Raw genomic sequence first — 25,988 nt, forward strand, 5'->3', positions numbered from 1 at the left:
GAAAGCGACGTGATGATGACCGGAATCGTTTCGAAACGCATAGAGGACGAACTGCGCAACGGGCCCGAGGTTTCGCCCGAGCTCGACCGCCTCATGCGCAATGCCCGGGAGGCGAGCGACTTCCTCAAGGCGGTCTCGCATGAGAACCGCCTGCTGCTGCTGTGCCTGCTGGCGGAGCGCGAGCGCTCCGTCACTGAGCTTGAGAACATTCTGTCGCTGCGCCAACCGACCGTGTCGCAGCAGCTCGCCCGGCTGCGGCTGGACGACCTCGTCACCACCCGCCGGGACGGCAAGACGGTCTATTACAGCCTCGCCGACGAAGACGTGCGGCGGCTCATCGGGGTGATCTACGACATCTTCTGCGGAACCAAGGAAGACTGAGCCGCATAAGCGCCGGCCGGACGGGCAACAATGCCCGCGGGAGCCATGGTACGGGAGGACCGGGCGCAATGAACGACCTCAATGCGTGGTGGGCCGCGCTCGCCGGCCTTGTCATCGGCGCGGCCGTCGGCTTCGCCACCCGCCGCGCCCGCCTGTGCAGCTTCGGTGCGGTCGAGGACGCGCTGGTGGGCTCCGATACCCGCCGGCTGCGCGTCTTTGGCCTGGCGCTGGGTATCGCCATTGCCGGCACGCAGTTCCTTGTCCTGACGGGCCTGCTCGATCCGCAGGCCACCTCCTATGTCCCCGGCGCGCTGCCGTGGATCGGCATCGCGCTCGGCGGCGTCATGTTCGGCCTTGGCATGGCGCTGGTCGGCACCTGCGCGTTTGGAAGCTGCGTCAGGCTCGGCTCGGGCGATCTGCGCAGCCTCATCGTGCTTCTGGTCTTTGGCGTGACCGCCTATGTCATGCTGCGCGGAACGCTGGCGACCTACAGGATCGCCTTTGGCGAGGCCTGGGCTCTCGCCATGGCCCACTCCGGCCAGGCCGACCTGCCGGGCCTGATTGAGCCCTTTCTCGGCCTGTCGAGCCGTGCCCTTCTCGCGGCCGGCATTGCCGCCATCCTCATTGCCCTCGCCGTGGCCGATATGCGCCTGCGCAAGGCGCGGCGCCTGCTTGCGGCCGGTGTCGTGCTCGGTGCCGGGGTGGTCGGCGGGTGGCTGGCGACGCAGTATCTGGTCGATGAATTCGTGCAGGCAGCGCGGCCGCAGAGCCTAACCTTCGTCTCGCCTGTGGCGATCACGCTGCACGGGCTGCTTGTCGACGGCGCGACGCTGGTGAATTTCGGCACGGGCTCGATCGTCGGCGTCATCCTCGGGGCCTTCGCCGCGGCCCGCGCGGGCGACGAATTCCGCTGGGAGGCCTTCGACGATGCGCGCGAGATGAAGCGGCATCTGCTGGGAGCGGTGCTGATGGGGGCAGGCGGCGTGCTGTGCGGGGGCTGCACCATCGGGCAGGGGATCACCGCCGGCTCGCTGCTCGCCTTGTCCTTCCCGCTCGCGGTTGTGGGCATGATACTCGGCGCGCGGCTCGGCATCGCGTTCCTGGTCGAGGGGCGGGCGCTGTTCTTCCTTCCCGCGAGCCGGCCCTCCGTCCCCCGTTCGCGCCTTGCGGGCGGGCGGCGTTCGCGCTCGTGAACGGCAACATCCGTCAGATGGACAGATACGCCTCGCTGATGGCGGGATCCTGCGCCAGCTCCGTCGACGCCCCGCTCCGCGTGACGCGGCCGTTCTCGATGATATAGGCCCGGTGGGACAGCTCGAAGGCGGTCATCACATCCTGCTCGACCAGCAGAATGGTCTGGCCCACCTTGTTGAGCGCGGTCAGGGCGTCTCCGAGATGTTCCACCATGCGCGGCGACAGGCCGAGCGAGAGTTCGTCGATCATCAGCAGCCGCGGGCGGGACATGATGCCCCGGCCGACGGCGCACATCTGCTGCTCGCCGCCGGAAAGCGTGGTGGCATCCTGCCGCTGGCGCTCACGCAGAATGGGAAACAGCTCGAGCACCCATTCGAGGTCGTCCGCCACCGCCTTCTTGTCCGTGCGCAGATACGCGCCGAGGAGCAGATTGTCGCGGACCGTCAGGCCACGAAACAGGCGACGTCCCTCCGGTACATGGGCGATGCCCGCCGCGAGAACGACGTCGGGCCTGGCACCTCCGATCTCGGCACCGTCGAAGCGGATGGATCCTGAGCGCGGGCCGAGTTGTCCCGAGATGGTGCGCAGAAGCGTGCTCTTGCCGGCGCCGTTGGAGCCGACCAGGGCCACCACCTCGCCGGGCTGGACAACGAGGTCCATGCCCCACAGCACCTGTATCTGGCCGTAGCCCGAGGTGACCCCCTGCAATGCGAGCAAAGGCTCAGCCATGGTGGCGCTCCTTCAGGCGGGCGGCGAATTTCTGGCCGAGATAGGCCTCGATGACGCGCTCGTCGGCGACGATTTCCGCACTCGGGCCGTCGGCGATAAGCTGCCCGTGATGCAGCACCAGGAGGCGCTTGGAGAGCGTCAGCACCACCTTCATCAGATGCTCGATGATGAGCACGGAGACGCCGCGCTCGGCGATCTTGCGGATGAGGGCCAGCGCATCGTCGATCTCGGATGAGTTGAGGCCGGCATTCACCTCGTCGAGCATCAGCACCTTGGGATCCATCGCCAGGCTCTTGGCGAGTTCCAGCCGCTTGCGCGCGGCAAGGGCCAGATTGGCGGCGGGCCGGTCGGCGAGCGGGGCGAGCCCGACGAACTCGAGGCTCTGCATCGCCTTGTCGCGCGCGTCGCCGACCGACGCGGCGGCGCCGCCGAACAGTGCCCCGGCGGTGACGTTGTCGAGCACCGACATGGCCGGAAACGGCTGCACGATCTGGAAGGTGCGGGCGAGCCCGCGGCGGGCGGCCTGATGGGGCTTCTGCAGCCCCACATCCTCGCTCTCGAACAGGATGCGGCCGGAGGAGCGCCGCAGATTGCCGGTGACGACGTTGACCAGGGTCGTCTTGCCGGCCCCGTTCGGCCCGATCAGGCCAACCACCTCTCCTTCATCGAGCGAGAAGGAGACATCGGTGAGCGCCTTCAGCCCGCCGAAATGCTTGCAGACGGCGTCGAGGCGGAGAATGGGCTCGCTCACGCCGCGCCTCCCGTACGGCGGAGGCGCCGCAGGCCGTTCAGGCTGAGCAGCCCGCCGGGCAGGAAGAAGATCAGCAGCACGATGACGACACCGAGAATGGCGCGGTTCCAGTCGATGAAGTTCGCCCAGAAGAACTCTTCCAGCATCACGAAGGCGGCCGCGCCAAGCGCCGGTCCGACGATGGTGCCCGCGCCGCCGAGAATCGCCATGACGGCGACCTTGACGGTCATGACGATCTGGAACGAGTCGGTCGGATCGATGTAGCCGGTCCACGAGGCGTAGGCGGCGCCGGCCATGGCGCAGAACACGGCGGAGAGCGTGTAGGCGGCGACCTTGTAGAGGGTGGTGTCGACGCCGACCATGGCGGCCGCATCCTCGTTCTGGTGAATGCACCGCAGGCCGAAGCCGAGCCGGGAGCGGTCGACGATGATGGTCACGACGAGGCTCGCGGCAAGGATGGCGAGCATCACGAACAGGAAGAAGCGCATGATCTGTTCGGGGGAACCCTGGAGCAGGGGAAGGTTCAGCCCGTCGCCACCGCCCGTGAGGCTCGACCAGGACGAGACGATAAGCCGGCACAGTTCGACGACGGCAATCGAGCCGATGGCGAAATAATGCCCGCGCAGCCGGAGGATGATGCCGCCGAGCACGGCGGCGAAGGCGGCGACCGCCACCGTGGCGATGCCCCAGGCGACGATCATGGGAATGCCCTGCCGCTGGCACAGCGCGCCGACATAGGCGCCGAGCCCGAAGAACGCCGCGGTCGAGAACGAGGGGTAGCCGGTGAAGCCGCCGATGAAGTTCCACGATGTCGCCAGCGCGCCATACATGGCGACGATGGCGGCGGTGCGCACCACGTAGTTGTCGCCGTAGAGCGGCGTCGCGGCGAGGACCGCCAGGCCGGCGAGGATCGAGAGGTAGAGCGGAAGCCGTCTCATTCGTACCCCTTCACCCCGACAAGGCCGGTGGGACGTGTCAGCAGCAGCACCAGCATGAGCAGGAAGCCGGCGGTCATAGCCTGCTGCGGGCCGAACCAATGCCCCGCGAAGCTCTCCACCAGGCCGAGAACCAGCCCGCCGACCAGCGCGCCGGGCACCGAGCCGAGGCCGCCGACCACGCAGACCACGAAGGCCTTGCCGAGCCAGATGCCGGTGACGTTGGTGGTGATGGGAAAGACGGTGGCGAAAACCACCCCCGCGACCCCCGCCATCACGGCGCCGATGCCGAAGGTGATCGCGTAGATCCGGTCGGTGCGGATGCCCATCAGCTCGGCGGCGGTACGGTCCATGCGAACGGCCACGATCGCCCGGCCGATGCTGGAGCCGCGCATCACCGCATAGAGCATCAGCGTCAGCAGCAAGGCGAGCGCGGTGCCGAAGAGGCGATCGACCGGCAGTGTCACCGGGCCGAGGCTGATGGCGCCGAGGTCCAGCGTGATGCGTCGCGGCGTCGCCGTGAAGAAATAGGTCATCAGGTTGTACAGGATCATGTCCAGCCCGAAGGTCAGCGTCAGAGTGGTGAGCACCGGGGCGCTGACGACCTTGTTGATCACGCCGCGCTGCAGCGTGAAGCCAAGCACGAACATGAGAGCCGCCACGACGGGCAGCATCACGAGAGGGTGGATCCCGTAGAGATGCCAGGCGAAATAGGTCAGATACCCCCCCAGCACGATGAATGAGCCGTGGAGCATGTTGATGACGTTCAGCACGCCCCATACCAGCGAGAAGCCGACGGCAAGGCAGGCATAGAGCGCGCCGAGCATCAGGCCGTTGGTCAAGGTCTGAAGATAGATGGCCATGGGCCCTTTCGCCGCGCAGACTGGACGTGCGTCCTGGTTGTCGGTGCATCCGGCGGGAAAGGCTTTCCTTCCCCGCCGCCTGATCGGTCGATCACTTGGGCATGGCGACCATGTCGGCGTTCTTGATGCTTGCCGGCGCCAGAACCTTGATCGTTTCGTCCTGCACCTGGATGATCGGCAGTTCGCGGGTGAGGTTCATGCCGTTGGGGCCGAACTTGATCGGGCCGTAGAAGGTGGCGATGTCGGTGCCGGCGATGGCGTCGCGCAGCTTCGCCTTGTCCAGCGAGCCGGTGCGCTTGAGCGCGTCGGCGATGACCTCGCCGGCCGCCGCGCACGAGCCGTGCACATAGTCCGGGTCGGCGCCGTTGGTCTTCGCCTGGAAGTCCTTGTAGAAATCCGCCGTCGTCGGCCACACGCCCTGCCCGGAATAGTTGGTGGCGTGGTGCCACCAGCTCGATGACGAAATGCCGTTGGCCAGCTTGCCGAGGCCCTCGGTGAATTCCTTGTAGGACGGACCGGTGACCATGGTGACGATCGGCGCGGTGACGCCGAGATCCTGCATCTGCTTGCGGGCGAGGATCAGGTCCTGCGTGTAGCCGGTGACGTAGATCCAGTCCGGCTTGGCCGCCTTGATCGAGGAGAGCGCCGCCGCGTGGTCCATGGTGCCGACCGGATAGAGTTCCTTATAGGAGACGGTCAGGCCCTCGGCGGCCGCGGCCTTGGCGATGCCTTCGGCCATGGATTTGGGAAACACGTCGTCGCGGCCGAGCACGGCGATCGACTTGGTTTCCGGGAACTTCTCCTTGAAGAACTTCACCATCGCCGTGGTCATGCCGCCATTCGGCGAGAGCGTGCCGAAGAGATATTTCAGCGTCTGGTCGAACACGCTTTCGGAAGAGGCGACGCAGGCGATGGTCGGGATCTGGTAGCGCTCGCCGACGCCCGCGACGATCTTGGTATGGCCCGAGCCGAACGGCGCGAACAGGAACTGCACCTTGTCGTCGTTGATGAGTTTCTCGGCGAGCTGGCTCGCGCGCTGTCCTTCGGACTGGTAGTCGTACTCGATCAGCTCGACCTTCAGCTTCTTGTCGCCGACCGCGATGCCGCCGGCGGCGTTGATCTTCTCGACCCACATCTTCCAGACGAGATCCTGCTTCTTGCCCTCGTCGGCGAGGCCGCCGGTCAGCGCGAGCGGCGCGCCGATCTTGATCGTCTCCTGCGCCGAGGCCGACGAAGCGGTTCCCGCCAGCGCGAGGAGGAGCGTGGCCGCCAGCAGGCCGGAGCGGTGTGAGGCGTTAGTCGGGCGGCGGAGATCTCGTTCGAACATATGCCAGCTCCTGTGCTCGTGGGAAAAGGGACGCGCCCGGCTCATTGGGGCGTTTACGCGCAGGACATCCGGCGAGCGACGGAACGCCGCCAGATGGTATGGTGTGCTATGTAACCATACGACTTTGCATATTTTACTCAATCATCAAAGTGACTTAGTCGTGCGCTAATTTTGGGCTCCGCCTGCCTCTCGCTCGGGCATCGCGACCCCGCCGGAGACTCGGGAGTTCCGCATCGCGCCGGACGGCTGTCCGGCGGTGGCTTTCGCGGGGAAATCGGCACGCCGCCGGCCCGGTATCGCGAGCGAAACCGGTGACGGTCGTTCGGTGATTCAATCTGTGCGCTCGGCTGCTCGGACGAGCGGCTGGCCGTTCAGGCGCGGAGCACGCGCTCGGCCCAGCTCGCCTGTGCGAGCAAGAGGTCGTCGGCTCCGGAGGCCGCGCAAAGCAGCGTCGAAAGCGGCAATCCCTCGGCGGTGGATCCGCTCGGCAGGGCAACGCCCGGCATGTCGAGGAAGCTGGCGATCATCGTCAGCGCCAGTGTCGCGACATTGACCTCGGCGAAGCGCGCGGGATCCGCCTCCAGCGGCGCCAGTAGCGGCGGGACATGCTTGACCGTCGGCAGGATCAGCACCGCGCCGTCGAGCTCGGCGCGTAGGCGCTGCATTTCCCGCGCGCGGGTCGAGATGAGTTCCGCTGCCGCCTCGGCGGAGATGCGGGCGGCGCCATCGAGCCGGCTCAGCACGCGGGCATCGACAAGGGTCCGCTTCGGGCCGGTCAGTGTGTCGAGATGCAGCTGGCGCGCCTCGTAGGCACCGAGCCAGCCGAGTGTCGCGATGGCCTCGCGTGCCCGGTGCCAGGCCTCGACGCGCTGCCGGCGGATCGGCACATGCCGGGACAGTCGAGCCAGAACGTCCTCGAAGTGAGCCCGTACCGGCGCGGTGACCGCCGGATCGTCGAGTATGGCGTCGTCGATGACGAGTTGTGCCGGCATCTGCGTCCGAGGGGTTGGCGCGAGGCCGTGCATCGCCGCGTCCATGGTGACGCAATCGGCGACGCTGCCGGCGAGCGACCCGAGGCTGTCGAGACTTTTTGCGAGAGGAAACACGCCCGCCATATCGTAGCGCGCCTGCGAGGCCTTATAGCCGACGCAGCCGGTGAAGGCGGCGGGCACCCGCACCGAGCCGGCCGTGTCGGTGCCGATGGCGCCCGGCACGATGCCGCGCTGCACGGCGACCGCCGAGCCGCTGGAGGAGCCGCCCGGCATGCGCGGCTCGTTTCCCGGCAGGTCGGCGGTCGGCGTGCCGAAATGCGGGTTGGCGCCGAGGCCGGAAAAGGCGAATTCGCTGAGATTGGTCTTGCCGATCGGGATGAAGCCGAGCCGCCGTGTCGCTGCGACCACAGGCGCGTCGACCGTTGCCGGCGCCGCATCGTCGCGGGTGCGCGAACCGGCGCTGGTGCGCGTGCCGGCGATGTCGAACAAGTCCTTCCACGCGATCGGAATGCCGTCATGGCGACCGAGCGGCAGGCCCGCCGCCCGGCGCCGGCGGGCGGCATGGGCCTCGGCGAGCGCTGCCTCCTCCATCAGCGTGATGAACACGGCGTCGGACGCCCGCGCCCGCTCAAGCGCGCGCTCGACCAGCTGGACCGGATCGGTCCGGCCGGTGGCGAGATCGGCGGCGAGGTCGTCGAGGCTCTCGGACATGATCGGCTCCGGCGTCGAGGGAGGCTCCCGCCCAGCGATCGGGTGCGCCGGCCGGGAGCGGTCTCCTGTGTGTCAGACGTGACCGTACTTCGCCAGCGCGTCGGCGAGCGAGAGGCCGCTGGCCAGTTCGGCGCGGATGGCGACCTCGGTGCGGGTGAGGCGCTCGGCCTCGACAAGCACGGTCTCGACCACGCCGGCGGGAATGACGATCACGCCGTCCTCGTCGCCGAGCAGGAAGTCGCCCGGCGAAACTTCGACGGTGCGGCTGGTGGCGCCGCGCATGACCACTGGCACCTGCCAGGCATTGACTTTCCAGCGGCCGATCGACTGGGTCGGTGTGCGGTAGCGGGCGAAGACCGGAAAGCCGTGTTCGCCGATCCAGCGAATGTCGCGGATGCCGCCGTCGATCACCGCGCCGACGCAGCCGCGCTCCTTCATGCCCAACGCGATCAGCTCGCCGAAATAGCACACGCCTTCGCCGTCGCCGCTCCACACGGTGATCTCGTCCGGGCCGACGCCGTGGCACGCCTTCATCTTCTCGGCGTCGCCGCCGAGCGGGTAGGGCGTCTTCTGGCCGCGGATCGTGTAGGCCCAGCCGGCGATACGGTTGTTGTGTGCGGGATAGGGCGCGAAGTCGCCGGCAAGGCTCTGGTCCATGAAGCCCAGCGTGTCGAGCACATCGGCGACGTTCGAGGTGTCGACGGCGAGGTAGCGGCGGCGGATATCGGCCTTCTGCTCCGGGGTAAGGGCCGGCGTGTTGTCCGTGGTGGTCATCGGGGTGTCTCCCTGAGGTCAGATGTTCGGCAGATAGCCGCCGTCGACGCGAATCACCGAGCCGGTGATGTAGGCGGCGCGGGCACTGGCGAGAAAGGCAACGGCGTCGGCATATTCCTCCGGCGTGCCGTAGCGCCCCACGGGGATGGAACCCGTGCTCTCGGCGATGATGTCGTCGACCGGGCGCCCCTCGCGCTTGGCCTTCTGCTCGTCGAGGAAGCGGATGCGGGCGGTGGCGATGCGGCCGGGGAGAATGACGTTGGCGGTGATGCCGTCCGCCGCCACTTCCCGCGCCAGCGTCTTCGACCAGCCGACAAGGGTGGAGCGCAGCGCGTTGGAGACGCCGAGATTGGGGATCGGCGCCACCACGCCCGAGGAGGTGGAGGTGACGATGCGGCCCCATTTGCGCGCCCGCATGCTTGGGAGCACGCGGTCGGTGAGATGGATCACCGACAGCACCATGGCGCGGAACTGCGCGTCCCAGCTCGCCGGCGCCACGCCGTGGGCCGTGCTCGGCGGCGGGCCGCCGGTGTTGTTGACGAGGATGTCGACCGGCCCCAGCGCCGCCTCGATGGCCGCCACATGGCCGTCGCAGGCGTCGATGTCGGCGAGGTTCCAGACGAGCGGCAATGCAACCCCGCCCGTGGCTTCTATGGCGGCTTCGGTGGCCGCCAGTGCCTCGGCGTCGATGTCGGCGAGGGCGACCCTCGCCCCTTCCGTCGCCAGCGTCCGGGCGATGGCGCGGCCGAGCCCGCCGCCGGCGCCGAGGACCAGCGCCGTGCGTCCGTTGAGTTCCAGATCCATGGGGATGACTTTCTACGACCCGACCCGCAGCGGTGCATTCAGCTTGCGCAGGTAGGAAATGACCGAGAGCGCGGTGATGCGCCCGGTCTTGGGATTGTCGGTGGGGATATTGGCGATCGACATGGTGAAGCTCGCCGAATCCGCGTCGACCTCGATGGTGTGGGTGTTGCGGGTGAGCGCGGGATCGGCCCAGATCTCCAGCCGGGTACGGTCCGGCCCGATGCCGGCGAGCGCCAGAGCCACGGCGACGTTGAGATTGGCGGGAAAACCGATCGCCGCCTCGCGCGGGGTGCCGTCGAAGATGCGCAGCGGTTCGGTGATGTCGTCGATGGCAATGTGGTGCTCGACCAGGTAGGGCGCCCCGACCAGGCCCTTCACCGGCTTGCGGGTGATCATGCGCACCGAGCGGATGTCGCCCTCTGCCGCCGCCGTCACGGCATCGAGCCCCAGCAGGGCGCCGGTCGGCACCACGATCTGCCCGCCATGGGTGCGGGCGAGTTCCACCAGTTCCTGATGCGCGAGGATCGCCCCGGAGGAGAGCACGATCACCGTCTTGCCGGCCCGGAGGAAGGGCGCGGCGATGGCCGGCAGCAGCGCCGCGGGCGCGCATTCGACGACGACGTCGGCAAGGGCCTCCAACTCCTCGACCGGCACCACGGGCACTGGGCGCCGCAGATGCGCCAGCCGCTCGGCAGCGCGGACGCGGTCATGGGCGGAGACGGCGACGAGTTCGCAGCCGGGCAGGCCCTCGTCGAGGGCGTGAGCGACGCGCAGGCCGACGGCGCCGAGGCCGGCGATGGCGACGCGAAGCACGGCTCTGCTGTGATCGGGCGTGGCCGGCGTGGGTGCCGGCCCAAGTTCCGGCTCGGTGTAGGGAGAATTCATGACTGCGTGCCTTGCGTGGAAAGATCGCCGGGTGCGGGGAACAGCGTCGCGTAATGCTGCGCGCAGGCGCCGGCGGTGGTGAACCAGATGCGGTCGCGATGGCGGGCAAGCGCCTCCATCACCCGGCGGAACTGCCGGAGGCGGAAGGGCTGGCCGACGATGAAGCTGTGGATGGTGATGCCGTAGACGAGCGGCTGGCGCTCGGACTGCGCCAGCATCTCCTCGAGATTGTCGATCGCCATGTCGGCGAAGGCGGTGGCGGTGCCGTCATGCAGCACCACCATGGGCACGTCGTTGACCTCATGCGGATAGGGCATGGCGAGCAGCGGGCCGCTGGCCGTCTTCATCCACACCGGCTGGTCGTCGATCGGCCAGTCCAGCGTGTAGCCGTAGCCGGCCTGCGCCAGCAGGTCCTCGGTGCGCGCGCTGGGGTGCGCGCCGGGGCTCATCCAGCCGGTGGGGGGCGCGCCCTCGGCCTCGCGGATACGGGCCGTCACCTCGGCGATGATGGCGCGCTCGCTCGCCTCGTCCATGCCGTTCTGGTGCTCGGAATTGGTGCGGCCATGGGCGACGATCTCGTCGCCGCGCTTGCGATGAGCGGCGACGAGTTCCGGGCAATGGTCGTAGCAGGCGCTGTTGAGCAGCACGGTCAGCGGCAGGCCGTACTCCTCGAACAGCTCGATCAGCCGCCAGCCGCCGACGCGGTTGCCATATTCGCGCCAGCCCCAATTGTAGGAATTGGGATGGCTGAGCCCCGGCGAATAGGCGAGCCCGAGCCCGGAGCCATAGGAGAAATGCTCCACGCACAGCGCGACATAGACGGCGAGGCGCTTGCCGTTCGGCCAGGAGAAGTCCGGCCGGGCGGTGATGGGCGAATAGGCGAAGCGGTCATGGGACGGCAGCATGAAAGGACTCCAGGCGATCAGGGCCGATAGTCGGCGGGGGCAACGACGAGGCTGAGGTCGATGCTGCCGACATTGTTCGGCGTGACAAGCACGGCGGGCGTCACCACCTTCGCTTCCACCTTGCCCTTGGTCGCGGCGGCAACCGCCTGGGTGAGCGCCGCCTTGCCCTGCGCGACGATCTGCTGGATCGAGGTGCAGGCGAGATCTCCGTCCTTCAGCATCTGCTGGGCGGTGGGCGAGAGGTTGGAGGCGGAGACCTTCACCGAGCCCTTGCCGGCGCTCTTGAGCGCGGAGACCACGCCGGCCGCCATGTCGTCGGTGGCGCTGTAGACGCCGGAAAGGTCCGGGAAGCGCTGGATCCAGTCGTCGGCGGTGGTCAGCGCGGCATTGCGATTGTCGGCGAGGCGCGACTCCGCGACGATCTTCACGTTCGGGGCCACCTTGGCGAGGGTGTCCCTGAAGCCCTGCGCGCGCAGGTCGGACCAGGCCTGCCCGCTCGGACCGGCCATCATCGCCACCTCGCCCTTGCCGCCCATCGCCTTGGCCAGGCACTCGGCCTGGAGCTTGCCCATGTCGTAATGGTCGGCGCTGACCATGGCGGCGAGCTTGTCGGTGTTGGGTGGCGAGGAGATGCCGACCACGGGAATGCCGGCGGCAACCGCCCGCTCGACGATCGCCTTCACCGCGTCGCCATTGGTGGCGCCGACGATGATGGCGTCGACCTTGCGCTGGATCAGGTCCTGGATCTGCGAGATCTGCTGGCTCGAATTGGCGTCGCCGCCGGCGCTCAGCGTGACGAGCTTCGCCTTGTCAGCCTTGGCGGCGCTGTCGACGCCGTACAGTACGGAAATCCAGAAGGACGAGCCGAGATTGGGCACCGAGACCCCGATGATCGGTTCGGCGGCGAGGGCCGGCGCGAGAGCCGTGGACAGGAGCAGGGCGGCGAGGGAGGCGGCACGGAACAGCTTCATTGGAATGTCCCTTTTTGTTGGAAGGTTCTGGAAAGGCGGGAGACAAGGAAGCGCAGGCCCGTATCCATCAGCCCGGAGGCGATGATCACGGCGCCGACGGCGATCTGGGCGAAGAAGGGCGAGACGCCGGAGAGGTTGAGCCCGGTGAGCACCACCTGCACGAAGGCGGCGCCGGCGAGCACTGCCCACACATTGGCGCGGCCGCCCGCCAGCGCGGTGCCGCCGATCACCGCCGCGGCGATGGATTGCAGCTCCATGCCCGCGCCTTCGGTCGGCAGTCCGGCCCCGGCGCGGACCGTCATCAGCGCGCCGGCGAGCCCGGCAAAGGCGCCGCAGAGCTGGTAGGCGCTCATCTCGATGCGCCAGCGCGACCCGCCGACCAGCGCCACCGCCTCCGGATTCGAGCCGAGCATCAGGAGGCGCCGGCCGAGGACGAGATGGCGCAGCACGACATGGGCGAGGACGATGCAGGCGAGCGCCGCCCAGCCGAGCGGCGGCAGGCCGAGCACCGCGTCGAAGGCCAGTCCGGCCGTGTCGCCCGACTGGAGCGGCACCGCCTGCCCGTCACTGGTGATGAGGAGGGCAAGGCCCTTCACCGCCAGCAGCGTGCCGAGCGTGGCGACGATCGGCTGGAAGCCGGCGCGGCCCACCAGCCAGCCATTCACGGTTCCGCAGGCGAGGCCGACCGGCACGGCGAGGAGTAGCGCCGGCAGGCCGAAGGCGTTGGCCGCCATCGCTCCCAGCGTCCCCGACAGTGCGGCGACCGCACCGACCGAGATGTCGAAACCGCGTACGGTGATGGCGAACATCTGCCCGACCGCCAGCAGGGCGAGGATCCAGATCTGGCCGGCAATGCTGAGCCCGTTGTCGAGCGTCAGGAAGCCAGGTGTGGCGAGGCCGAACAGCACCATCGCCACGAGAATGGAGGCCGGCGCGACGAGGAAACGGGCGCCGCTGTCGCTGAGGTGCTTCACCGGAGGTTCCTCCCGGCGAGGCGCTTCAATACCGCCCAGTCCTTCTGCAGGCCGACCGCGGCCAGCACCGCGAGGCCGAGCAGCACCAGCTGCCAGGCGACCGGCAGGTTGATGAGCACCACGGCGTTGTTGAGCATGGCGACGGTGAGCACGCCGAACACGACCTGCAGCACATGCCCCCGCCCGCCCGACAGCGGCAGACCGCCGATGGCGCAGGCCGCGATGGTCTCGAAAGGCAGATTCGGCGCCAAGGCCGGCTGGCCCGAGGCCACACGGCTGGTCAGGATGATCGCCCCGACGGCGCAGAAGACGCCGGCGACCGCGTAGCCGAGCAGGGTGACGCGGGCGACATCGATCCCGGCGAGCCGCGCCGCCAGCGGGTTGGCGCCGACATGATACCAGAGCCGGCCGAGCCGCCCATGGGCCAGCAGCGCATGCAGTACGACGCAGGCGAGCATGGCGGCGAGGATCGGCACGGGAATGCCGAGGACGCGCCCGCGCGCCGGCCAGGAAAAGGCGGCGGAGGGCGGCGCGTCGAGCGGCAGGCCGCCGACCAGCCAGGCAGCGGTGCCGGAAGCCATCATCAGCGTGCCGAGGGTGACGATGACCGGCGGCAACCCCATGCGCCCGACCAGCCAGCCATTCATCGCCCCGACGCCGATGACGGTCGCGCCGCCCGCCATGAGGCCGCCGATCGGCCCCGCAGTGGGCAGCGTCATTACGGTCACGACGCTGGCCAGCGCCACGGAAGCGCCGAACGAGAACTCGATACCGCCGAGGATGATGACGATCGCCTGCCCGCAGGCGACGATGCAGAGAATGGCGGCAACGCGCAGCACATTCTCCAGATTGCCGACGCTGGCGAAGCGCGGCACGAACAGGCAGCACAGCAGGAACAGGCCGAGGCAGACCAGCGCCACCGCCGGCGGGCGGGCCAGCCATAGGGAGGAGGGGGGGCCCGGCAGGCGCTTGCCTGGCAGATGCTTGGTCATCATGCCGCGATGCTCCCCGACAGCGCCGACAGCAGCGCCGCGCGCGGGGCGTCCTGCGGCAGCTCGGCGGCGAGCCGGTTGTCGCGCACCACGAGATAGCGGTGGGCGAGAACCATGAGTTCGTCGAGGTCGCTGGTGGCGACCAGCACCGCGACCCCGGAGGCGGCGGCTTCGCGGATGGCGTCATGGATGACGCCGCGCGCGGCGACGTCGACGCCGCGCGTCGGCTCCAAGAGAACCATCGCCTTCAGTCCCGGCAATGCGAGGCCGCGGCCGATGAGCAGCTTCTGCTGGTTGCCGCCGCTGAAGTTCGCCGCTTCCGCCTCGGGATGCGAGGGGTGCAGCTTCAGCCGCCGCAGCAGCGGGTCGATCCGCTCCGCCTCCTCGGACGCGCGCAGCCAGCCGAGACGCGCCAGACGGCCAAGCGCCGAGACCGAGACGTTGCGCCGCGCCGAGAGCGGCGCGAACAGGCCCTCGACATGGCGGTCGGCGGGGACATAGGCGATGCCGAGAGCCACCGCCCGTTTGCGATCACCAGGCGCGAAGCCGTGGCCCGCTACCGAAAGCTCGCCCGCCCCGGCCCGCGCGCCGGCCAGCCAGGCGGCGAGGGCGAGCGCGCCGGAGCCGATGAGGCCGGTGAGGCCGATGATCTCGCCGGCATGGACGGTGACGTCGGTGTCGCTACGGCCGGCAAAGCCGCGTCCGACCAGCACCGGCTCGGCACGCGTGCAAAGGCGCTGCGGCCCGGCCTCGACGCCCGCGCCGAGCATGGCGTGGGTCAGCTCCTCGCGGCTGTGGCGGCCAATGGGCGCGGCGTCGATCACCGTGCGGCCGTCGCGCAGCACGGTGACATCGTCGGCAAGCGCCTCGATCTCGTCGAAGCGGTGGGAGATGAACAGGGCGGCCGTGCCGTTCGCGCAGAGCCGGCGCACCACGGCGAACAGCCGGTCGGCCTCGCCGGCGTTGAGGACGGCGGTCGGCTCGTCGAGCACCAGCACGCGGCAATCGAGGCTGAGCGCGCGGGCCACTTCGACCAGCTGGCGCTCGCCGAGCGACAATGTGCCGAGCGGCGCGGCGAGATCGACATCGAGCCCGACCTCGGCAAGCCATCCGCGAGCGCGGGAGGGATCGACGAGACGCCGCCCCGCCCACAGCCCGCCGCCGCCGGCAAGCGCGAAGGCCGACAGATTCTCGTGCACGCTCAGTTCCGGGAACAGGCTGAGATGCTGGTGGATCGGCACGATGCCGGCGCGGATCGCCTGCGTCACCGAGCCGAAACTGGCGGATACGCCGTCCAGCTCGAGCCGGCCGGAATCGGGCGTCACCGCGCCGACGAGGATCTTCACCAGTGTCGACTTGCCCGCGCCGTTCTCGCCGAGCAGCGCGTGCACGCGCCCCCGCCGCAGGGCGAGGCGTGCATCGCGCAGCGCGCAGGTCGCGCCATAGGTCTTGGCGATGCCGGTGGCGAGGAGCGCTTCATCGGATGCGGGCATGGGAATCCTCGCCCGGACGCTGGCGGTCCGGGGGTGAGTGCGACGACGGATGGCTGACCGGCGGAGATCGGGTGCCGCTACGATGCCGGGGGGAAGGACCTGTCACAAACGATTTGTTCGGCACTCATGCATGATCTACGGTCATGCATGGCGGAGGTGCTGGATGAGAAAGAGGCGACTGCCGCCTTTGAATGCGTTGAAGGGGTTCGAGGCCGCGGCGCGCCATCTCTCCTTCACCCGCGCGGCCGACGAACTGAATCTCACGCAGAGCGCGGTCAGCCGGCAGGTGAAGGAACTCGAGGTCGAGCTGGGTCAGGACCTGTTCGTGCGCCATACGCGGCGCATCGAGCTCACCGCGGAAGGCGAGCAGTTCTACCGCGTGGTGGAAGGGGTCTTCGACGAACTGGAGCGCGCCACCCTGCGCCTGACGCGCCAGCGCAGCGATCCCGCCATCACCATCAGCGCGCTGCCGACCATCGCCACCGTCTGGCTGATGCCCCGGCTGCACCTGCTGGTCGCCCGTCATCCGGAGATCGAGGCCCGCATCGTCTCCTCGATCGAGGCGGCGGACCTTCTCGCCCATGATGCCGACATCGCCATCCGGGTCGGTCGGCTGCCCGGCCGGCGCTACGAGCGCAGCCAGCCGCGCATCGAACTGCCGATGGTCACCCGCTGGGACGGCGTGCACGCGGATGAACTGTTTCCGGATCGTCTCGTGCCGGTCTGCGCGCCGGCGCTGTTGAACGGCGATGTGCGCGAGGCGGCCGATCTTCTCGCCTATCCGCTGATCCACACCACGACGCGGCGCTATGCCTGGCCCGACTGGCTGCGGGCCAATGGCGTGCGCTACGAGGCGGAGAGCGATCCGCATTTGCAGTTCGGGCATTTCTTCATGGCGCTCGATGCCGCGCGGCAGGGGCGGGGCATCGCGCTGGTGCCCGATATCCTGCTGGCGCAGGACGAGGGCGCGCGGGGGCTTTGCGTCCCGTATTCAAGCGAGATCGCGAGCGCCGGCGAATACTACCTTCTCATCCATGAATCGCGGCTGGACGATCCGCGGGTGCAGGTCTTCCGATCGTGGATTCTCGACGAGGCGGTGGCCATGCGCAAACACAATGGCGGCACGCCGTTGGAGCGGCATCTCTAATCGTCGTCTTGGCTCGATCTTGGCCAAGGCGCGGCAGCGACCTCCGACGAATGCGCCCGGCCTGACGGATCAGGCCGGGCGCGCGGCGATCAGCAGTCGGGATGCCGGGGAATCATTTGCGGATTTCCTTACGGTTGACCTCCGGAAACAGCCACATGGCGATCACCATGAAGAGTCCGAGGAACAGCACGGCGTATTTCGGGCCGGCCTGCCCCAGATGCGCCTGCAGGGCATAGCCCGCAGCCGCGGCAAGGATCACGATCAGCGAGATGGTGAGTTTCACAAGGGTGGGCATGCTGGGCTCCGTCTTCCTGGCGTGTCGGATCTGATGGGGGCATGGTTCGTTTCCTCCCCTCGCTCGGGGCTACACCAGAGGGGCGAGCGAGCCGCCCCCGACCCCATAGAGGGCAGTGATGGCGCCGAGCTGCGCGAGCGCCATGATGGCCAGCACGGTGCGCCCGTCCTTCCAGCGCTCCGGCCAGATCTCGAACGAGGCCGGCGCGAGCAGGAAGGCAAGACCGGCCACGACGATCACGCTGGTGATGCGCAATTCCGCCAGGCCGAAAGCCAGCGTGAGTCCAACGAAAACCAGCATCAGCGCGCCGTTGAACAAGGCGAGCGCAGCGCTGGAGGCTTGCCCCCGCTCCCTCGCCACCTTCAGCGGGAACGAGCCGGAGAGGACGAGGAAGCCGATGCAGCAGAGCGTCGAGAAGAGGGCGAACCAGATCAGAGCGGCGATGTTCGGCTCGATGGCGGCCATGACGGGTTCCTTTGCGGCGTGAGGGGAGGAGCGGCCGGCTATTCGGCGGGCTGCTGGGCCGCGGGCGCCGGGGATGGGAAGCCGGCGGGCCGGGGCGTGCGCGAGGTCTTGCGCATGTCCTGCTTCACGTAGCGCGTCTCGTAGCCGTTGAAGAGATGACCGACGAGGCCGCGATCGAGATCGGACGTGCCGAACAGCCAGTCCATGATCGGGAAGGTGAGGTTCATGTTCCTCTCCATCATGATCGACTGGTTGTGATGGGCCGCGTGATGCCGCCGGTTCGTGTTGATGAACGGCACGTTCCGCACGAACCAGTTTTCGTCGATATGCGTGGTGAAGTGCATGAATTCGTAGAGCAGGTAGACCGAGGTCGTGGTGGTGATGAACAGCCAGCCGACATTGGGCGAGATCAGCCAGGACAGGACCACGGCGCCGGGGATCGACATCAGCGTGAACGTCACCAGCGCATAGGGCGGGAAGAAGGTGACGCGCCAATCGTGATGATCGGCGAAGCGCATCTCCTCCTCGGTGAAGAACTGGTGGTGCATCAACGTGTGGCGGTTATAGACCGCGCGCAGCAGCGGGATGCGCGAGGGCCGGTGCATCACATAGCGATGCAGCGCCCATTCGAAGAAATTGCAGAACAGGAACACCACCGGGACGGTGAGCCACTCCCACCACGCGATGTCGTGCAGGTTCGACACATAGACGTAAAGCGCGGTGAACCCGATCGTGTAGATGACCGCGATATGCAGCCATCCATTGTACCAGCCGGCGACGCGCTCGCGATATGTGGCGCGGTATTTCCTCTGGCGCTCGGTCATCGGGCTGACTGAGAGTTCCATGTTTTCCTCCTCGGGGCGGGCATTCCTTCGGGCGGCACGGCGCGTGCTCATTGCCCTACGACAAGAATGCATCTAACATATCAGTGTTACATTAGTTGGCAAGTGGCTTGATCGCGCGGGCCGGCAAAGCCGGCGAAGCAATGCCGTTCAAGCCTTTCAGGGGCCGGCCGCGCGCCTACCGTCGCGCGGTGGAGGCGTCTTCCGGGAGAGGGAAATGAACGTGAGTTACAGGGCGGCGGTGCTGCATGAAGCGCACCGACCGCTCGTCATCGAGACCGTAGCGGCGGAGCCTTTGCAGCCGGGCGATGTGCGGGTGCGCATCCGGGCGGCGGGGCTGTGCCACACCGATCTCGAGGTGATCGAGGGTGGCCTGCGCTATCCCATGCCCATCGTGCTTGGGCACGAGGCGGCAGGTGTGGTCGAGGAGGTGGGGAGCGAGGTGCGCGGCGTGGCGCCGGGCGACCATGTGGTGCTGTCCTGGAACCCGCGTTGCGGCAGTTGCTTCTATTGCGACCGCAGCCTGCCGATCCTGTGTGAGGGCTATCTGGCGCAGGGACCGGAGGCGATGGCGTTCGACGGCGCGCCGCGCGCCCGGCTGCGCGACGGGCGGGCGGTGCGCCAGCTGATGTTCCTCGGCGCGTTCGGTGAATATTGCATCGTGCCGGAACAGCAGGCGATCCCGGTGCCGCGCGAGATCCCGTTCGACCGGGCCTGCCTCATCGGCTGCGGGGTGATGACCGGGGTCGGTGCGGCGCTGAACGTCGCCTCGATCCGGCCGGGCGACACGGTGATGGTCATCGGTTGCGGGGCGGTCGGGCTGGCCGCGGTGCAGGGCGCGCGGATGGCGGGAGCCGCGGACATCATCGCGGTGGACCTCAGCGACGAAAAGCTCGCCCTTGCGGCAAGGATGGGCGCGACCACGCAGGTGAACGCCGCGCGGCAGGATGCGGCGGAGGCGGCGCGCGCCGCGACCCGGGGGCGGGGCGCCGACGTGGTGCTGGAATCGGCCGGCAGCCCAGCCGGCTTCCGTGTCAGCGCGGAAGCCGTGCGGCCGGGCGGCGAGGTGATCTGGCTGGGTAAGATCGACGTGACAAAGGACATCGCCCTCCGCTGGGGCTCGCTGATGGGCGAGAAGCGGATTCGTCGCTCCTCCTATGGCGGCGCGCATCCGCCGCGCGATTTTCCGCTGCTGGCGCAGGCTTATCTCGACGGGCGGCTGATGCTCGACGAACTGATCACCCGGCGGATCGCGCTGGACGAGATCAATGCCGGCTTCGACGCGCTGAAGCGCGGCGAGGCGATCCGCAGCGTCGTGATCTTCTGATCATTCGCCGGCTTATATAGACAGGCCGGTGGATGGGTGCGCCTGCCGGCTGTCTCCCGGCGCCTGTGCGCGCTCGGTCAAGCCGTAGTCACGCGTGACCTCGGCAATGCGCAGGCGATAGTCGCTGAATATGCCGTCCCGGCCTTCGTTGCCGCGGCCCTTGCCCTGCGCCTGGCGGTGGTTCGGCAGGTTGCGCCATTGCCGGATCGCCTCCTCGTCGCGCCAGAACGACAGCGAGAGCATCTTGTCGGGATCGGTGAGGCTCTGGAACCGTTCGACCGAGATGAAGCCGTCGATCTGGACGAGATCGGCGCGCAGCGCCGCGGCGAGGTCGAGATAGGACTGGCGTGCGCCCTCCGCGGGCCAGACTTCGAATATGACGGCGATCATGGCGGCCTCCCTGGCTGGAGCTTCATCCTGCACGCGCCGGCCGCGCCGCGTAAAGCTGCCAAAGCATAAAATATGTCAAACATATATCAGATCGCTGGCCGCCGGACGCAATCCGCGCCGCCGGACCATACGGCTCAAACCGAAGCGGCATACCGGTTTGCGCGTGCCGCCGGATGACACCCGCCAATCACAAATTGATCTAGGTCAAAATTAGCTGTTGCAGACATTCAGTTTGCATATTTATGATATGTCAGACCTAGGACGGGCGTCAGACCCGCAAGGGAGGAAACCAGATGAATCTCAGCCGCCGCTCACTGCTGCGGGGGATCGGTGCTGCCGGTCTCGCCGCCTCTGCGCCGGGCGTCTTCGCGCCGGCCATCGCCCAGTCCAAACCCGTCCGCATCGGCATCCTGGCCCCGCGCTCCGGCGCCATGGGCACGGTCGGCGAATGCGGCATTCGCGCGGTGCAATGGGCCGCCGAGCGCATGAACAAGGAGGGCGGCATCGCCGGCCGCCCGATCGAGCTGGTCTTCGAGGAGGAGACCTCGCCGAAGGACACGATCGAGCGTTTCCGCCGCCTGGTGCTGCAGGAGAAGGTGGACTGCGTGCAGGGCCTCATCTCCACCGGCGTCTCCATGGGCGTCGCCCCGATCGCCGAGGAGGAGCAGGCGCTGCTCATCATGTGGGACGGCACCACCCAGGACGGCGTGAAGGAGGCGATGCCCAACGCGCGCTACGTGTTCCGCTCCACCGACAATGAATGCGAGGCGGTGATGGCCTCATTGCTGTCGGTCAAGTATTTCGGCGGCAAGATCAAGCGCGTCGCCGGCATCAACCCGGACTATTCCTATGGGCGCAACAACTGGGAAGCCTTCCGGCAGATCCTGACGCGGGCCGGCGTCGAGTACGAGGTGGTGGCCGAGCAGTGGCCCAAGGTCGGCACCATGGATCTCACTTCGCACATCGCCGCGCTGAAGGCCGCCAAGCCCGATTTCATCTTCTCGTCCATGCTGTTCGCCGACCTGCCGGTGTTCATGAAACAGGGCAGCGCCGCCGGCCTGTTCGAGGGCGTGAACCTTGCGCTTCCGGCGGCGGGCTGGCAGCTCAACCAGCTCAAGAAGAGCTTCATGCCGGAGAACATCATCTTCGGGCACAACACGCTCTATTTCGCGCTGCCCGATGCCTCGCCGCTGCAGAAGGCTTTCGTCGACGACTATATGGGCCGCTACAAGGAAGCCCCGCACTGGGAAGCGGACCGCGCCTATTTCGCGCTCGCCGCCTACAAGGCCGGCACCGAAGCCGCCGCCAAAGCGACCGGACGTTGGCCCAAGCTGGACGAGATCATCGATTCGATCCCGAAACAGGAGGTGCAGAGCCTCGGCGGGCCCGGTCGCTTCCGCGCCGACAAGATCGCCGAGCAGGTGTTCTATCAGGGGCTTTCGACCAACGACAACGCGTTCGACTTCCCCACGCTGCGGACGGTGAACGCCTTCTCGGCCGACCAGCTCCAGAAGCCGCCCGGCGTCGACTTCTGGGATTGGCTCAAGACCGCGAAACTCCCGGTCTGAGGCCCCACGATGAGCACCTTCGTCGACATGATCCTCGGCGGCGTGTTTCACGCCGCCGTCCTGTTCCTCGTGGCCGCCGGGCTCCAGCTGGTGTTCGGCGTGCAGAAAATCGTCAACCTCGCCTGCGGCTCGTTCTACGCGCTGGGGGCCTATTTCGGCATTACCGCCGTCGCCGCCGCCACTGCGCTCGGCCTGCCCGGCTACGCCGTGCTGCCGGTCCTGCTGCTGGCCGGCCTGCTCATCGGGCTGGTGGGCCTGCTGGTCGAGCGCCTGCTGCGGACCGTGTACCGGCGGGACGAGAGCCACCAGCTGCTGCTGACCTTCGGCCTGCTCCTGGTGTTCCAGGACGTGATGCGCTTCCTCTGGGGTGCGACGCCGCTGACGCTCGACAACGCCTATCTCGCCTATGGCACGGCGGAGATCGCCGGCGTCCGGGTGCCGACCTATAATCTCCTCGTCATCGCCGCCAGCATCGCCATCGCCGTCGGACTCGGCCTGTTCCTCCAGCGCACGCGCACCGGTCGCATCATCCGCGCCACGGCGGAGAACCGTGAGATGTCGGAAGGGCTCGGGGTCAATTCCAACCGTGTCTTCGCCGCCGTGTTCACGGTCGGCTGCATGCTCGGCACGGTCGGCGGCGCGCTGGTGGTGCCAGCCTCCGCCGCCTCGCTGGAAATGTCGGTCGAGCTGGTTGTCGAAGCCTTCGCGGTGGTGGTCATCGGCGGACTGGGCTCGATGCGCGGGGCGATCGCCGGCGCGCTCATTGTCGGCCTCATCCGCGCGGTCGCCATCATGGTGCTGCCGGAGGCCGAAATTCTCTCCATCTATCTGGTCGTCATCGCGGCGCTCATCCTGCGCCCGGCCGGCCTGTTCGGAAGGGCGATGGCATGAGTGCTCCCCATATCGTCGAGAGCGCGGTCGTGGCGCGTCCCCCTTCCGAGGCGTCGCGGGTCTCCGGCCTGTGGGCCTTCCTGGTGATACTGGCGGCGATGGCGGCGCTGCCGTTCTTCGCCTCCACCTACACGCTGACGCTGATGGTGCCGTTCTTCGCGCTGGCCATCGCGCTGCTGGGGTTCAACCTGTTGTTCGGCTACACCGGACTGCTCTCCTTCGGCCATGCCATGTTCCTCGGCATCGGCGCCTATACCGCGGCGGTGATGACCTCGAAGCTCGGCATCCTGTCCTTCGAGCTCATCCTGCTGGTATCGATCCTGGCCTCGGCGATCATCGCGGTGCCGGTCGGCTTCCTGTGCGTGCGCTACACCCGTATCTTCTTCGGCATGCTGACGCTGGCCTTCGGCATGCTGTTCCACTCGGTGCTGTACAAGTTCTACGGTCTTACCGGCGGCGACCAGGGCATGCGGGTGCTGCGCCCGCTGCTGTTCGGCATGGAAGTCGAGGGCGGCAAGACGGCGTTTCTCACCGGGGCGTTCTATTACTACGCACTCGGCCTGCTCGGCCTGCTCGGCCTCGTCATGTGGCGGATCGTGCGCTCGCCCTTCGGGCTGCATTTGCAAGCGATCCGCGAGAACGCCCAGAAGGCCTCCTATCTCGGCGTGCAGGTCACGCGCATGCGGCTCGCCGCCTATGTCATCTCCGGCGTCTATGGCGGCATCGGCGGGGCGATCCTCGCCATCACCATCGGCCTTGCCGACCCCGAGATCGTGTACTGGACCCAGTCTGGCAACCTCGTCTTCATGGCGGTGCTCGGCGGCTCCGGCGCCTTTGTCGGGCCGGTCGTCGGCTCGCTGGCCTTCGTGCTGCTGCAGGACACGGTGATGTCCGTGACCCAGTACTGGCGCTTCGTCATGGGCGCGGTGCTGATCCTGCTGGTGGTGTTCTTCCCCGGTGGCCTGTCCGGCATTGCCGGTAGCCTCCTCAATCGCTTCAAGCGCGGGAGCTGAGCCATGACGGCCCTTCTCGAAGCCAATACGGTCTGCAAGAGCTACGGTCCCTTCCACGCGCTGACCGATGTCTCGATCTCCATCGCCGATGGCGAGTTCATCTCCATCGTCGGGCCCAATGGCGCGGGCAAGAGCACGCTCGTCAACGTGCTCACCGGCCTGCTCAAGCCGACCTCGGGCCGCGTCTCGTTTCGCGGCACCGACATCGGCGGCATCGGGCCGGTAGAGCTGGCGCGCCGCGGCATGGCGCGCGGCTTCCAGCTGGTGAACATCTTCCCCGAGCTGACCGTGCGCGAAACCCTGGCAGTGGCGGCCTCGTCGCGGCTGAAGCGCATCGCCAACCCGCTGCGCAGCCTCGTCCGCGACCGCGAGGTGAGCGAGGCGGTCGAGGAGGTGGCGGACATCTTCCACCTTCGCCCCCGCCTCGACCAGCGCGCCCGCGCGCTGTCGCAGGGCGAGAAGAAGCTGCTCGACGTGGCAAGCGCCTTCGCCCTCAAGCCGGAACTCATCCTGATCGACGAGCCGACCTCGGGCGTCTCCACCGGCGACAAGCATTCCATCATGGAGCTGCTGATCGCCGCCTGCCGCAAGGCCGGGGTGCGGGCCATCATCCAGGTGGAGCACGACATGGATCTGGTCGCGCGCTATTCCGACCGCATCGTCGCGCTGCAGGCCGGTCGGGTACTGGCCGACGAGAAGCCGGAAGCCTTCTTCAGGGACCCGGCGCTGATCGCCGCCGTGGTCGGCACAAGACCGCCGCAGATGAAGACCAAGACCGCCGCGGACACCGCCGCCTTTGCGCCCGTGCACCGGTCCGTCGGTCTGGGCGCCGCAAACCACGGGAGCGCCGCATGCTGAACATCTCCGGTCTCAAGGTCGACATTGCGGGCAGCCGCATTCTCAACGGGCTCGACCTCACCGTGGAGCCGGGCGAACTGGTCTGCCTGATCGGCCGCAATGGCGCCGGCAAGACCACGACCTTCCGCACCATCATGGGCCATCGCCAGCCGGCAGCGGGCTCGATCACCTTCAAGGGTCAGAGCCTCGTCGATCTGCCGACCTACAGGATCGCCCAGCTCGGCATCGGCTATTCGCCGGAGGAATCCGACGTCTATGCCGATCTCACCGTGGCGGAGAACATCGCGCTGCCGACCTGGACGCGGGCTTCTCCACTCTCGGAAGAGGAGCGGGTGGAGCGCTCGCTGAAGGTCTTTCCCAAGCTCCGGCAATATCTGGCGCGCGGCGGCGCCCAGTTGTCCGGCGGCGAACGCAAGATGGTGTCGGTCGCCCGCGCACTGGCGCTCGACCCCAGCCTGCTGCTGCTCGATGAGCCGTTCGAGGGGCTGTCGCCGGCGATCATTCCGATCATTTCGGAAGGCATAGCCTCGATCCGGGCGATGGGCGAGGCGGTGCTGATGGCGGAATCCAACGTCCATCACCTGCCCGAATATGTCGACCGGCTCTATGTGGTGGAGCGCGGCGAGATGATCTTCTCTGGCACGCTGGCGCAGGCGCGTGCCGACCGCGCGGTGATGCGCGTGATCGCCGGCGAGATCGAGGTCGAGCACGGCTGATACCGACCGGGCGCCCGCCCTCGGCGCGGCGCCCGGCTCACGTCAGGCCTGCGATGTCAGTCGTCCAGCGTCTTGCGGGCGAAGGATTCGATGTAGTCGATCAGCTTGTCCGACGCGGCGGCCGCCGCCTTGCGGTCGCGGCGCGCGATCGCCGCCGCGAGTTCCGCGTGCAGATGGGCTGCGAGCGGCAGGTCGGCGACGCGCTTGTAGTGCTGGTACCAGAAGCGGCGCGAGAGCGCGTGCATCAGCCCCATGGAGCGGCTGGCGAATTCGTTGCGCGCGGCCTCGGATACCAGAGTGTTGAGCTTGCGGTCCAGCCGCATGAACTCGATGCCGTCCGCCCGCTCGGCGGCGGAGCGCATGCCCTCGGCGATCCGGGCGAACTGCTCGCATTCCTCGTCGCTTGCCCGCTCGGCGGCGAGCTCGGCCATCAGTCGCTCCAGCACGCGCCGCGTCTCCAGCAGGCGAAGCTGGGTGCGCAGGTTGATCTCCGAGACCAGCACACCGCGCCGCGGCAGCACCACCACCAGCCCGTCGCGGGCCAGGCGCTGCAACGCCTCGCGGATGGGCGTGCGCCCGATATCGAGCCTCTGCGCCAGCGTCAGCTCGGAGAGCACGGTGCCGGGCGGGAGCTGAAGCGTGGAGATCAGCTCCTCAAGCTGGCGATAGGCGCGATCCGTCAGCGTGAGGTCGTCCGGCTCCTTGCTCTTGTCCGCTCGGCGCGCGCGCGAGCCGCTGGTCTTGCGGATGTCCGGATCGGCGGCGCGTTTGGTGCCTGCTGGCGGCATGGGGGGC

At 68.1% G+C, this 25,988-nt stretch carries 28 protein-coding genes; 9 read left to right on the forward strand and 19 right to left on the reverse strand.

Annotated features, from left to right (window positions below; genetic code table 11):
- Positions 1–15 precede the first annotated feature (15 nt).
- The gene (locus ACO2RV_RS00900; RefSeq protein ID WP_423289855.1) at positions 16–381 is read left to right on the forward strand and encodes a metalloregulator ArsR/SmtB family transcription factor; all 366 of its coding nucleotides are present in this window, start codon (positions 16–18) and stop codon (positions 379–381) included.
- Positions 382–449: 68 nt separating this feature from the next.
- Entirely contained in the window at positions 450–1,574 is a 1,125-nt protein-coding gene (locus tag ACO2RV_RS00905) for a YeeE/YedE family protein (RefSeq protein ID WP_423288836.1), read from the forward strand.
- Between the two features lie 13 nt (positions 1,575–1,587).
- Here ACO2RV_RS00905 and ACO2RV_RS00910 read toward each other — a convergent pair whose 3' ends face one another.
- The 14 genes from ACO2RV_RS00910 to ACO2RV_RS00975 form a co-directional block, all read right to left on the reverse strand.
- Positions 1,588–2,304 (reverse strand): ABC transporter ATP-binding protein, encoded by a 717-nt coding sequence (locus ACO2RV_RS00910; protein WP_423288838.1) that lies wholly within the window; start codon positions 2,302–2,304, stop codon positions 1,588–1,590.
- Positions 2,297–3,055 (reverse strand): ABC transporter ATP-binding protein, encoded by a 759-nt coding sequence (locus tag ACO2RV_RS00915; RefSeq protein ID WP_423288840.1) that lies wholly within the window; start codon positions 3,053–3,055, stop codon positions 2,297–2,299. Before ACO2RV_RS00915 ends, ACO2RV_RS00910 begins: the two co-directional genes overlap by 8 nt.
- Positions 3,052–3,993: a branched-chain amino acid ABC transporter permease gene (locus ACO2RV_RS00920; RefSeq protein WP_423288842.1), complete on the reverse strand. Its 942-nt coding sequence runs from the start codon at positions 3,991–3,993 to the stop codon at positions 3,052–3,054. Before ACO2RV_RS00920 ends, ACO2RV_RS00915 begins: the two co-directional genes overlap by 4 nt.
- The gene (locus ACO2RV_RS00925) at positions 3,990–4,853 is read right to left on the reverse strand and encodes a branched-chain amino acid ABC transporter permease (protein WP_423288844.1); all 864 of its coding nucleotides are present in this window, start codon (positions 4,851–4,853) and stop codon (positions 3,990–3,992) included. The genes ACO2RV_RS00920 and ACO2RV_RS00925 overlap by 4 nt, the downstream gene beginning before the upstream one ends.
- Positions 4,854–4,944: 91 nt before the next feature.
- On the reverse strand, positions 4,945–6,180 hold the full coding sequence (locus ACO2RV_RS00930) for an amino acid ABC transporter substrate-binding protein (RefSeq protein WP_423288846.1): 1,236 nt from the start codon (positions 6,178–6,180) through the stop codon (positions 4,945–4,947).
- A gap of 371 nt (positions 6,181–6,551) precedes the next feature.
- On the reverse strand, positions 6,552–7,883 hold the full coding sequence (locus ACO2RV_RS00935) for an amidase family protein (RefSeq protein WP_423288848.1): 1,332 nt from the start codon (positions 7,881–7,883) through the stop codon (positions 6,552–6,554).
- Positions 7,884–7,955: 72 nt separating this feature from the next.
- Positions 7,956–8,657: an RraA family protein gene (locus ACO2RV_RS00940; RefSeq protein WP_423288850.1), complete on the reverse strand. Its 702-nt coding sequence runs from the start codon at positions 8,655–8,657 to the stop codon at positions 7,956–7,958.
- Positions 8,658–8,675: 18 nt separating this feature from the next.
- Complete coding sequence (locus ACO2RV_RS00945) at positions 8,676–9,461, reverse strand: SDR family oxidoreductase (protein ID WP_423288852.1); 786 nt, start codon at positions 9,459–9,461, stop codon at positions 8,676–8,678.
- A gap of 12 nt (positions 9,462–9,473) precedes the next feature.
- Positions 9,474–10,346, reverse strand: a complete 873-nt coding sequence (locus ACO2RV_RS00950) for an aspartate dehydrogenase (protein ID WP_423288854.1) — start codon at positions 10,344–10,346, stop codon at positions 9,474–9,476.
- Entirely contained in the window at positions 10,343–11,251 is a 909-nt protein-coding gene (locus tag ACO2RV_RS00955) for a polysaccharide deacetylase family protein (protein WP_423288856.1), read from the reverse strand. Before ACO2RV_RS00955 ends, ACO2RV_RS00950 begins: the two co-directional genes overlap by 4 nt.
- A gap of 17 nt (positions 11,252–11,268) precedes the next feature.
- Entirely contained in the window at positions 11,269–12,222 is a 954-nt protein-coding gene (locus tag ACO2RV_RS00960; protein ID WP_423288858.1) for a TMAO reductase system protein TorT, read from the reverse strand.
- Positions 12,219–13,196: an ABC transporter permease gene (locus tag ACO2RV_RS00965; RefSeq protein WP_423288860.1), complete on the reverse strand. Its 978-nt coding sequence runs from the start codon at positions 13,194–13,196 to the stop codon at positions 12,219–12,221. Before ACO2RV_RS00965 ends, ACO2RV_RS00960 begins: the two co-directional genes overlap by 4 nt.
- On the reverse strand, positions 13,193–14,191 hold the full coding sequence (locus ACO2RV_RS00970; protein WP_423288862.1) for an ABC transporter permease: 999 nt from the start codon (positions 14,189–14,191) through the stop codon (positions 13,193–13,195). The genes ACO2RV_RS00965 and ACO2RV_RS00970 overlap by 4 nt, the downstream gene beginning before the upstream one ends.
- Positions 14,188–15,681 (reverse strand): sugar ABC transporter ATP-binding protein, encoded by a 1,494-nt coding sequence (locus tag ACO2RV_RS00975; protein ID WP_423288864.1) that lies wholly within the window; start codon positions 15,679–15,681, stop codon positions 14,188–14,190. The genes ACO2RV_RS00970 and ACO2RV_RS00975 overlap by 4 nt, the downstream gene beginning before the upstream one ends.
- 163 nt (positions 15,682–15,844) lie before the next feature.
- Here ACO2RV_RS00975 and ACO2RV_RS00980 point away from each other — a divergent pair, with 163 nt between their 5' ends.
- A complete protein-coding gene (locus tag ACO2RV_RS00980; RefSeq protein WP_423288866.1) occupies positions 15,845–16,828 on the forward strand; it encodes a LysR substrate-binding domain-containing protein in 984 nt (327 codons plus the stop codon).
- Positions 16,829–16,940: 112 nt separating this feature from the next.
- Here the strand turns inward: ACO2RV_RS00980 and ACO2RV_RS00985 are convergent, their stop codons facing one another.
- The 3 genes from ACO2RV_RS00985 to ACO2RV_RS00995 form a co-directional block, all read right to left on the reverse strand.
- Positions 16,941–17,123, reverse strand: coding sequence for a hypothetical protein (locus ACO2RV_RS00985; RefSeq protein ID WP_423288868.1), 183 nt, complete (start codon positions 17,121–17,123; stop codon positions 16,941–16,943).
- Positions 17,124–17,192: 69 nt separating this feature from the next.
- Positions 17,193–17,588: a hypothetical protein gene (locus ACO2RV_RS00990; RefSeq protein WP_423288870.1), complete on the reverse strand. Its 396-nt coding sequence runs from the start codon at positions 17,586–17,588 to the stop codon at positions 17,193–17,195.
- A gap of 38 nt (positions 17,589–17,626) precedes the next feature.
- On the reverse strand, positions 17,627–18,433 hold the full coding sequence (locus ACO2RV_RS00995; protein ID WP_423288872.1) for a sterol desaturase family protein: 807 nt from the start codon (positions 18,431–18,433) through the stop codon (positions 17,627–17,629).
- Between the two features lie 214 nt (positions 18,434–18,647).
- Here ACO2RV_RS00995 and ACO2RV_RS01000 point away from each other — a divergent pair, with 214 nt between their 5' ends.
- The gene (locus tag ACO2RV_RS01000; RefSeq protein ID WP_423288874.1) at positions 18,648–19,757 is read left to right on the forward strand and encodes a Zn-dependent alcohol dehydrogenase; all 1,110 of its coding nucleotides are present in this window, start codon (positions 18,648–18,650) and stop codon (positions 19,755–19,757) included.
- 12 nt (positions 19,758–19,769) lie between these two features.
- Here the strand turns inward: ACO2RV_RS01000 and ACO2RV_RS01005 are convergent, their stop codons facing one another.
- Positions 19,770–20,147: an antibiotic biosynthesis monooxygenase family protein gene (locus ACO2RV_RS01005; RefSeq protein ID WP_423288876.1), complete on the reverse strand. Its 378-nt coding sequence runs from the start codon at positions 20,145–20,147 to the stop codon at positions 19,770–19,772.
- Between the two features lie 293 nt (positions 20,148–20,440).
- Between ACO2RV_RS01005 and ACO2RV_RS01010 the strand changes: the two genes are divergently transcribed.
- From ACO2RV_RS01010 to ACO2RV_RS01030, 5 genes are read left to right on the forward strand one after another with little or no spacing between them, the layout of a single operon-like run.
- Positions 20,441–21,715, forward strand: a complete 1,275-nt coding sequence (locus tag ACO2RV_RS01010) for an ABC transporter substrate-binding protein (RefSeq protein ID WP_423288878.1) — start codon at positions 20,441–20,443, stop codon at positions 21,713–21,715.
- 9 nt (positions 21,716–21,724) lie between these two features.
- The gene (locus ACO2RV_RS01015; RefSeq protein ID WP_423288880.1) at positions 21,725–22,606 is read left to right on the forward strand and encodes a branched-chain amino acid ABC transporter permease; all 882 of its coding nucleotides are present in this window, start codon (positions 21,725–21,727) and stop codon (positions 22,604–22,606) included.
- Entirely contained in the window at positions 22,603–23,619 is a 1,017-nt protein-coding gene (locus ACO2RV_RS01020; RefSeq protein WP_423288882.1) for a branched-chain amino acid ABC transporter permease, read from the forward strand. Before ACO2RV_RS01015 ends, ACO2RV_RS01020 begins: the two co-directional genes overlap by 4 nt.
- Positions 23,620–23,622: 3 nt before the next feature.
- Positions 23,623–24,477 (forward strand): ABC transporter ATP-binding protein, encoded by an 855-nt coding sequence (locus ACO2RV_RS01025; protein ID WP_423288884.1) that lies wholly within the window; start codon positions 23,623–23,625, stop codon positions 24,475–24,477.
- A complete protein-coding gene (locus tag ACO2RV_RS01030) occupies positions 24,471–25,193 on the forward strand; it encodes an ABC transporter ATP-binding protein (RefSeq protein WP_423288886.1) in 723 nt (240 codons plus the stop codon). Before ACO2RV_RS01025 ends, ACO2RV_RS01030 begins: the two co-directional genes overlap by 7 nt.
- 56 nt (positions 25,194–25,249) lie before the next feature.
- Here the strand turns inward: ACO2RV_RS01030 and ACO2RV_RS01035 are convergent, their stop codons facing one another.
- Complete coding sequence (locus tag ACO2RV_RS01035; RefSeq protein WP_423288888.1) at positions 25,250–25,981, reverse strand: GntR family transcriptional regulator; 732 nt, start codon at positions 25,979–25,981, stop codon at positions 25,250–25,252.
- Positions 25,982–25,988: the final 7 nt, after the last annotated feature.

Source organism: Ancylobacter sp. VNQ12 (genome assembly GCF_049445835.1).
GTDB lineage: Bacteria > Pseudomonadota > Alphaproteobacteria > Rhizobiales > Xanthobacteraceae > Ancylobacter.

Bases quoted from the DNA above. Each gene is read 5' to 3' on its own strand.
- ACO2RV_RS00900 (WP_423289855.1), top strand. From the start codon at position 16: ATGACCGGAATCGTTTCGAAACGCATAGAGGACGAACTGCGCAACGGG.
- ACO2RV_RS00905 (WP_423288836.1), top strand. From the start codon at position 450: ATGAACGACCTCAATGCGTGGTGGGCCGCGCTCGCCGGCCTTGTCATC.
- ACO2RV_RS00910 (WP_423288838.1), bottom strand. From the start codon at position 2,304: ATGGCTGAGCCTTTGCTCGCATTGCAGGGGGTCACCTCGGGCTACGGC.
- ACO2RV_RS00920 (WP_423288842.1), bottom strand. From the start codon at position 3,993: ATGAGACGGCTTCCGCTCTACCTCTCGATCCTCGCCGGCCTGGCGGTC.
- ACO2RV_RS00925 (WP_423288844.1), bottom strand. From the start codon at position 4,853: ATGGCCATCTATCTTCAGACCTTGACCAACGGCCTGATGCTCGGCGCG.
- ACO2RV_RS00930 (WP_423288846.1), bottom strand. From the start codon at position 6,180: ATGTTCGAACGAGATCTCCGCCGCCCGACTAACGCCTCACACCGCTCC.
- ACO2RV_RS00935 (WP_423288848.1), bottom strand. From the start codon at position 7,883: ATGTCCGAGAGCCTCGACGACCTCGCCGCCGATCTCGCCACCGGCCGG.
- ACO2RV_RS00940 (WP_423288850.1), bottom strand. From the start codon at position 8,657: ATGACCACCACGGACAACACGCCGGCCCTTACCCCGGAGCAGAAGGCC.
- ACO2RV_RS00945 (WP_423288852.1), bottom strand. From the start codon at position 9,461: ATGGATCTGGAACTCAACGGACGCACGGCGCTGGTCCTCGGCGCCGGC.
- ACO2RV_RS00950 (WP_423288854.1), bottom strand. From the start codon at position 10,346: ATGAATTCTCCCTACACCGAGCCGGAACTTGGGCCGGCACCCACGCCG.
- ACO2RV_RS00955 (WP_423288856.1), bottom strand. From the start codon at position 11,251: ATGCTGCCGTCCCATGACCGCTTCGCCTATTCGCCCATCACCGCCCGG.
- ACO2RV_RS00960 (WP_423288858.1), bottom strand. From the start codon at position 12,222: ATGAAGCTGTTCCGTGCCGCCTCCCTCGCCGCCCTGCTCCTGTCCACG.
- ACO2RV_RS00970 (WP_423288862.1), bottom strand. From the start codon at position 14,191: ATGATGACCAAGCATCTGCCAGGCAAGCGCCTGCCGGGCCCCCCCTCC.
- ACO2RV_RS00975 (WP_423288864.1), bottom strand. From the start codon at position 15,681: ATGCCCGCATCCGATGAAGCGCTCCTCGCCACCGGCATCGCCAAGACC.
- ACO2RV_RS00980 (WP_423288866.1), top strand. From the start codon at position 15,845: ATGAGAAAGAGGCGACTGCCGCCTTTGAATGCGTTGAAGGGGTTCGAG.
- ACO2RV_RS00985 (WP_423288868.1), bottom strand. From the start codon at position 17,123: ATGCCCACCCTTGTGAAACTCACCATCTCGCTGATCGTGATCCTTGCC.
- ACO2RV_RS00990 (WP_423288870.1), bottom strand. From the start codon at position 17,588: ATGGCCGCCATCGAGCCGAACATCGCCGCTCTGATCTGGTTCGCCCTC.
- ACO2RV_RS00995 (WP_423288872.1), bottom strand. From the start codon at position 18,433: ATGGAACTCTCAGTCAGCCCGATGACCGAGCGCCAGAGGAAATACCGC.
- ACO2RV_RS01000 (WP_423288874.1), top strand. From the start codon at position 18,648: ATGAACGTGAGTTACAGGGCGGCGGTGCTGCATGAAGCGCACCGACCG.
- ACO2RV_RS01005 (WP_423288876.1), bottom strand. From the start codon at position 20,147: ATGATCGCCGTCATATTCGAAGTCTGGCCCGCGGAGGGCGCACGCCAG.
- ACO2RV_RS01010 (WP_423288878.1), top strand. From the start codon at position 20,441: ATGAATCTCAGCCGCCGCTCACTGCTGCGGGGGATCGGTGCTGCCGGT.
- ACO2RV_RS01015 (WP_423288880.1), top strand. From the start codon at position 21,725: ATGAGCACCTTCGTCGACATGATCCTCGGCGGCGTGTTTCACGCCGCC.
- ACO2RV_RS01020 (WP_423288882.1), top strand. From the start codon at position 22,603: ATGAGTGCTCCCCATATCGTCGAGAGCGCGGTCGTGGCGCGTCCCCCT.
- ACO2RV_RS01025 (WP_423288884.1), top strand. From the start codon at position 23,623: ATGACGGCCCTTCTCGAAGCCAATACGGTCTGCAAGAGCTACGGTCCC.
- ACO2RV_RS01030 (WP_423288886.1), top strand. From the start codon at position 24,471: ATGCTGAACATCTCCGGTCTCAAGGTCGACATTGCGGGCAGCCGCATT.
- ACO2RV_RS01035 (WP_423288888.1), bottom strand. From the start codon at position 25,981: ATGCCGCCAGCAGGCACCAAACGCGCCGCCGATCCGGACATCCGCAAG.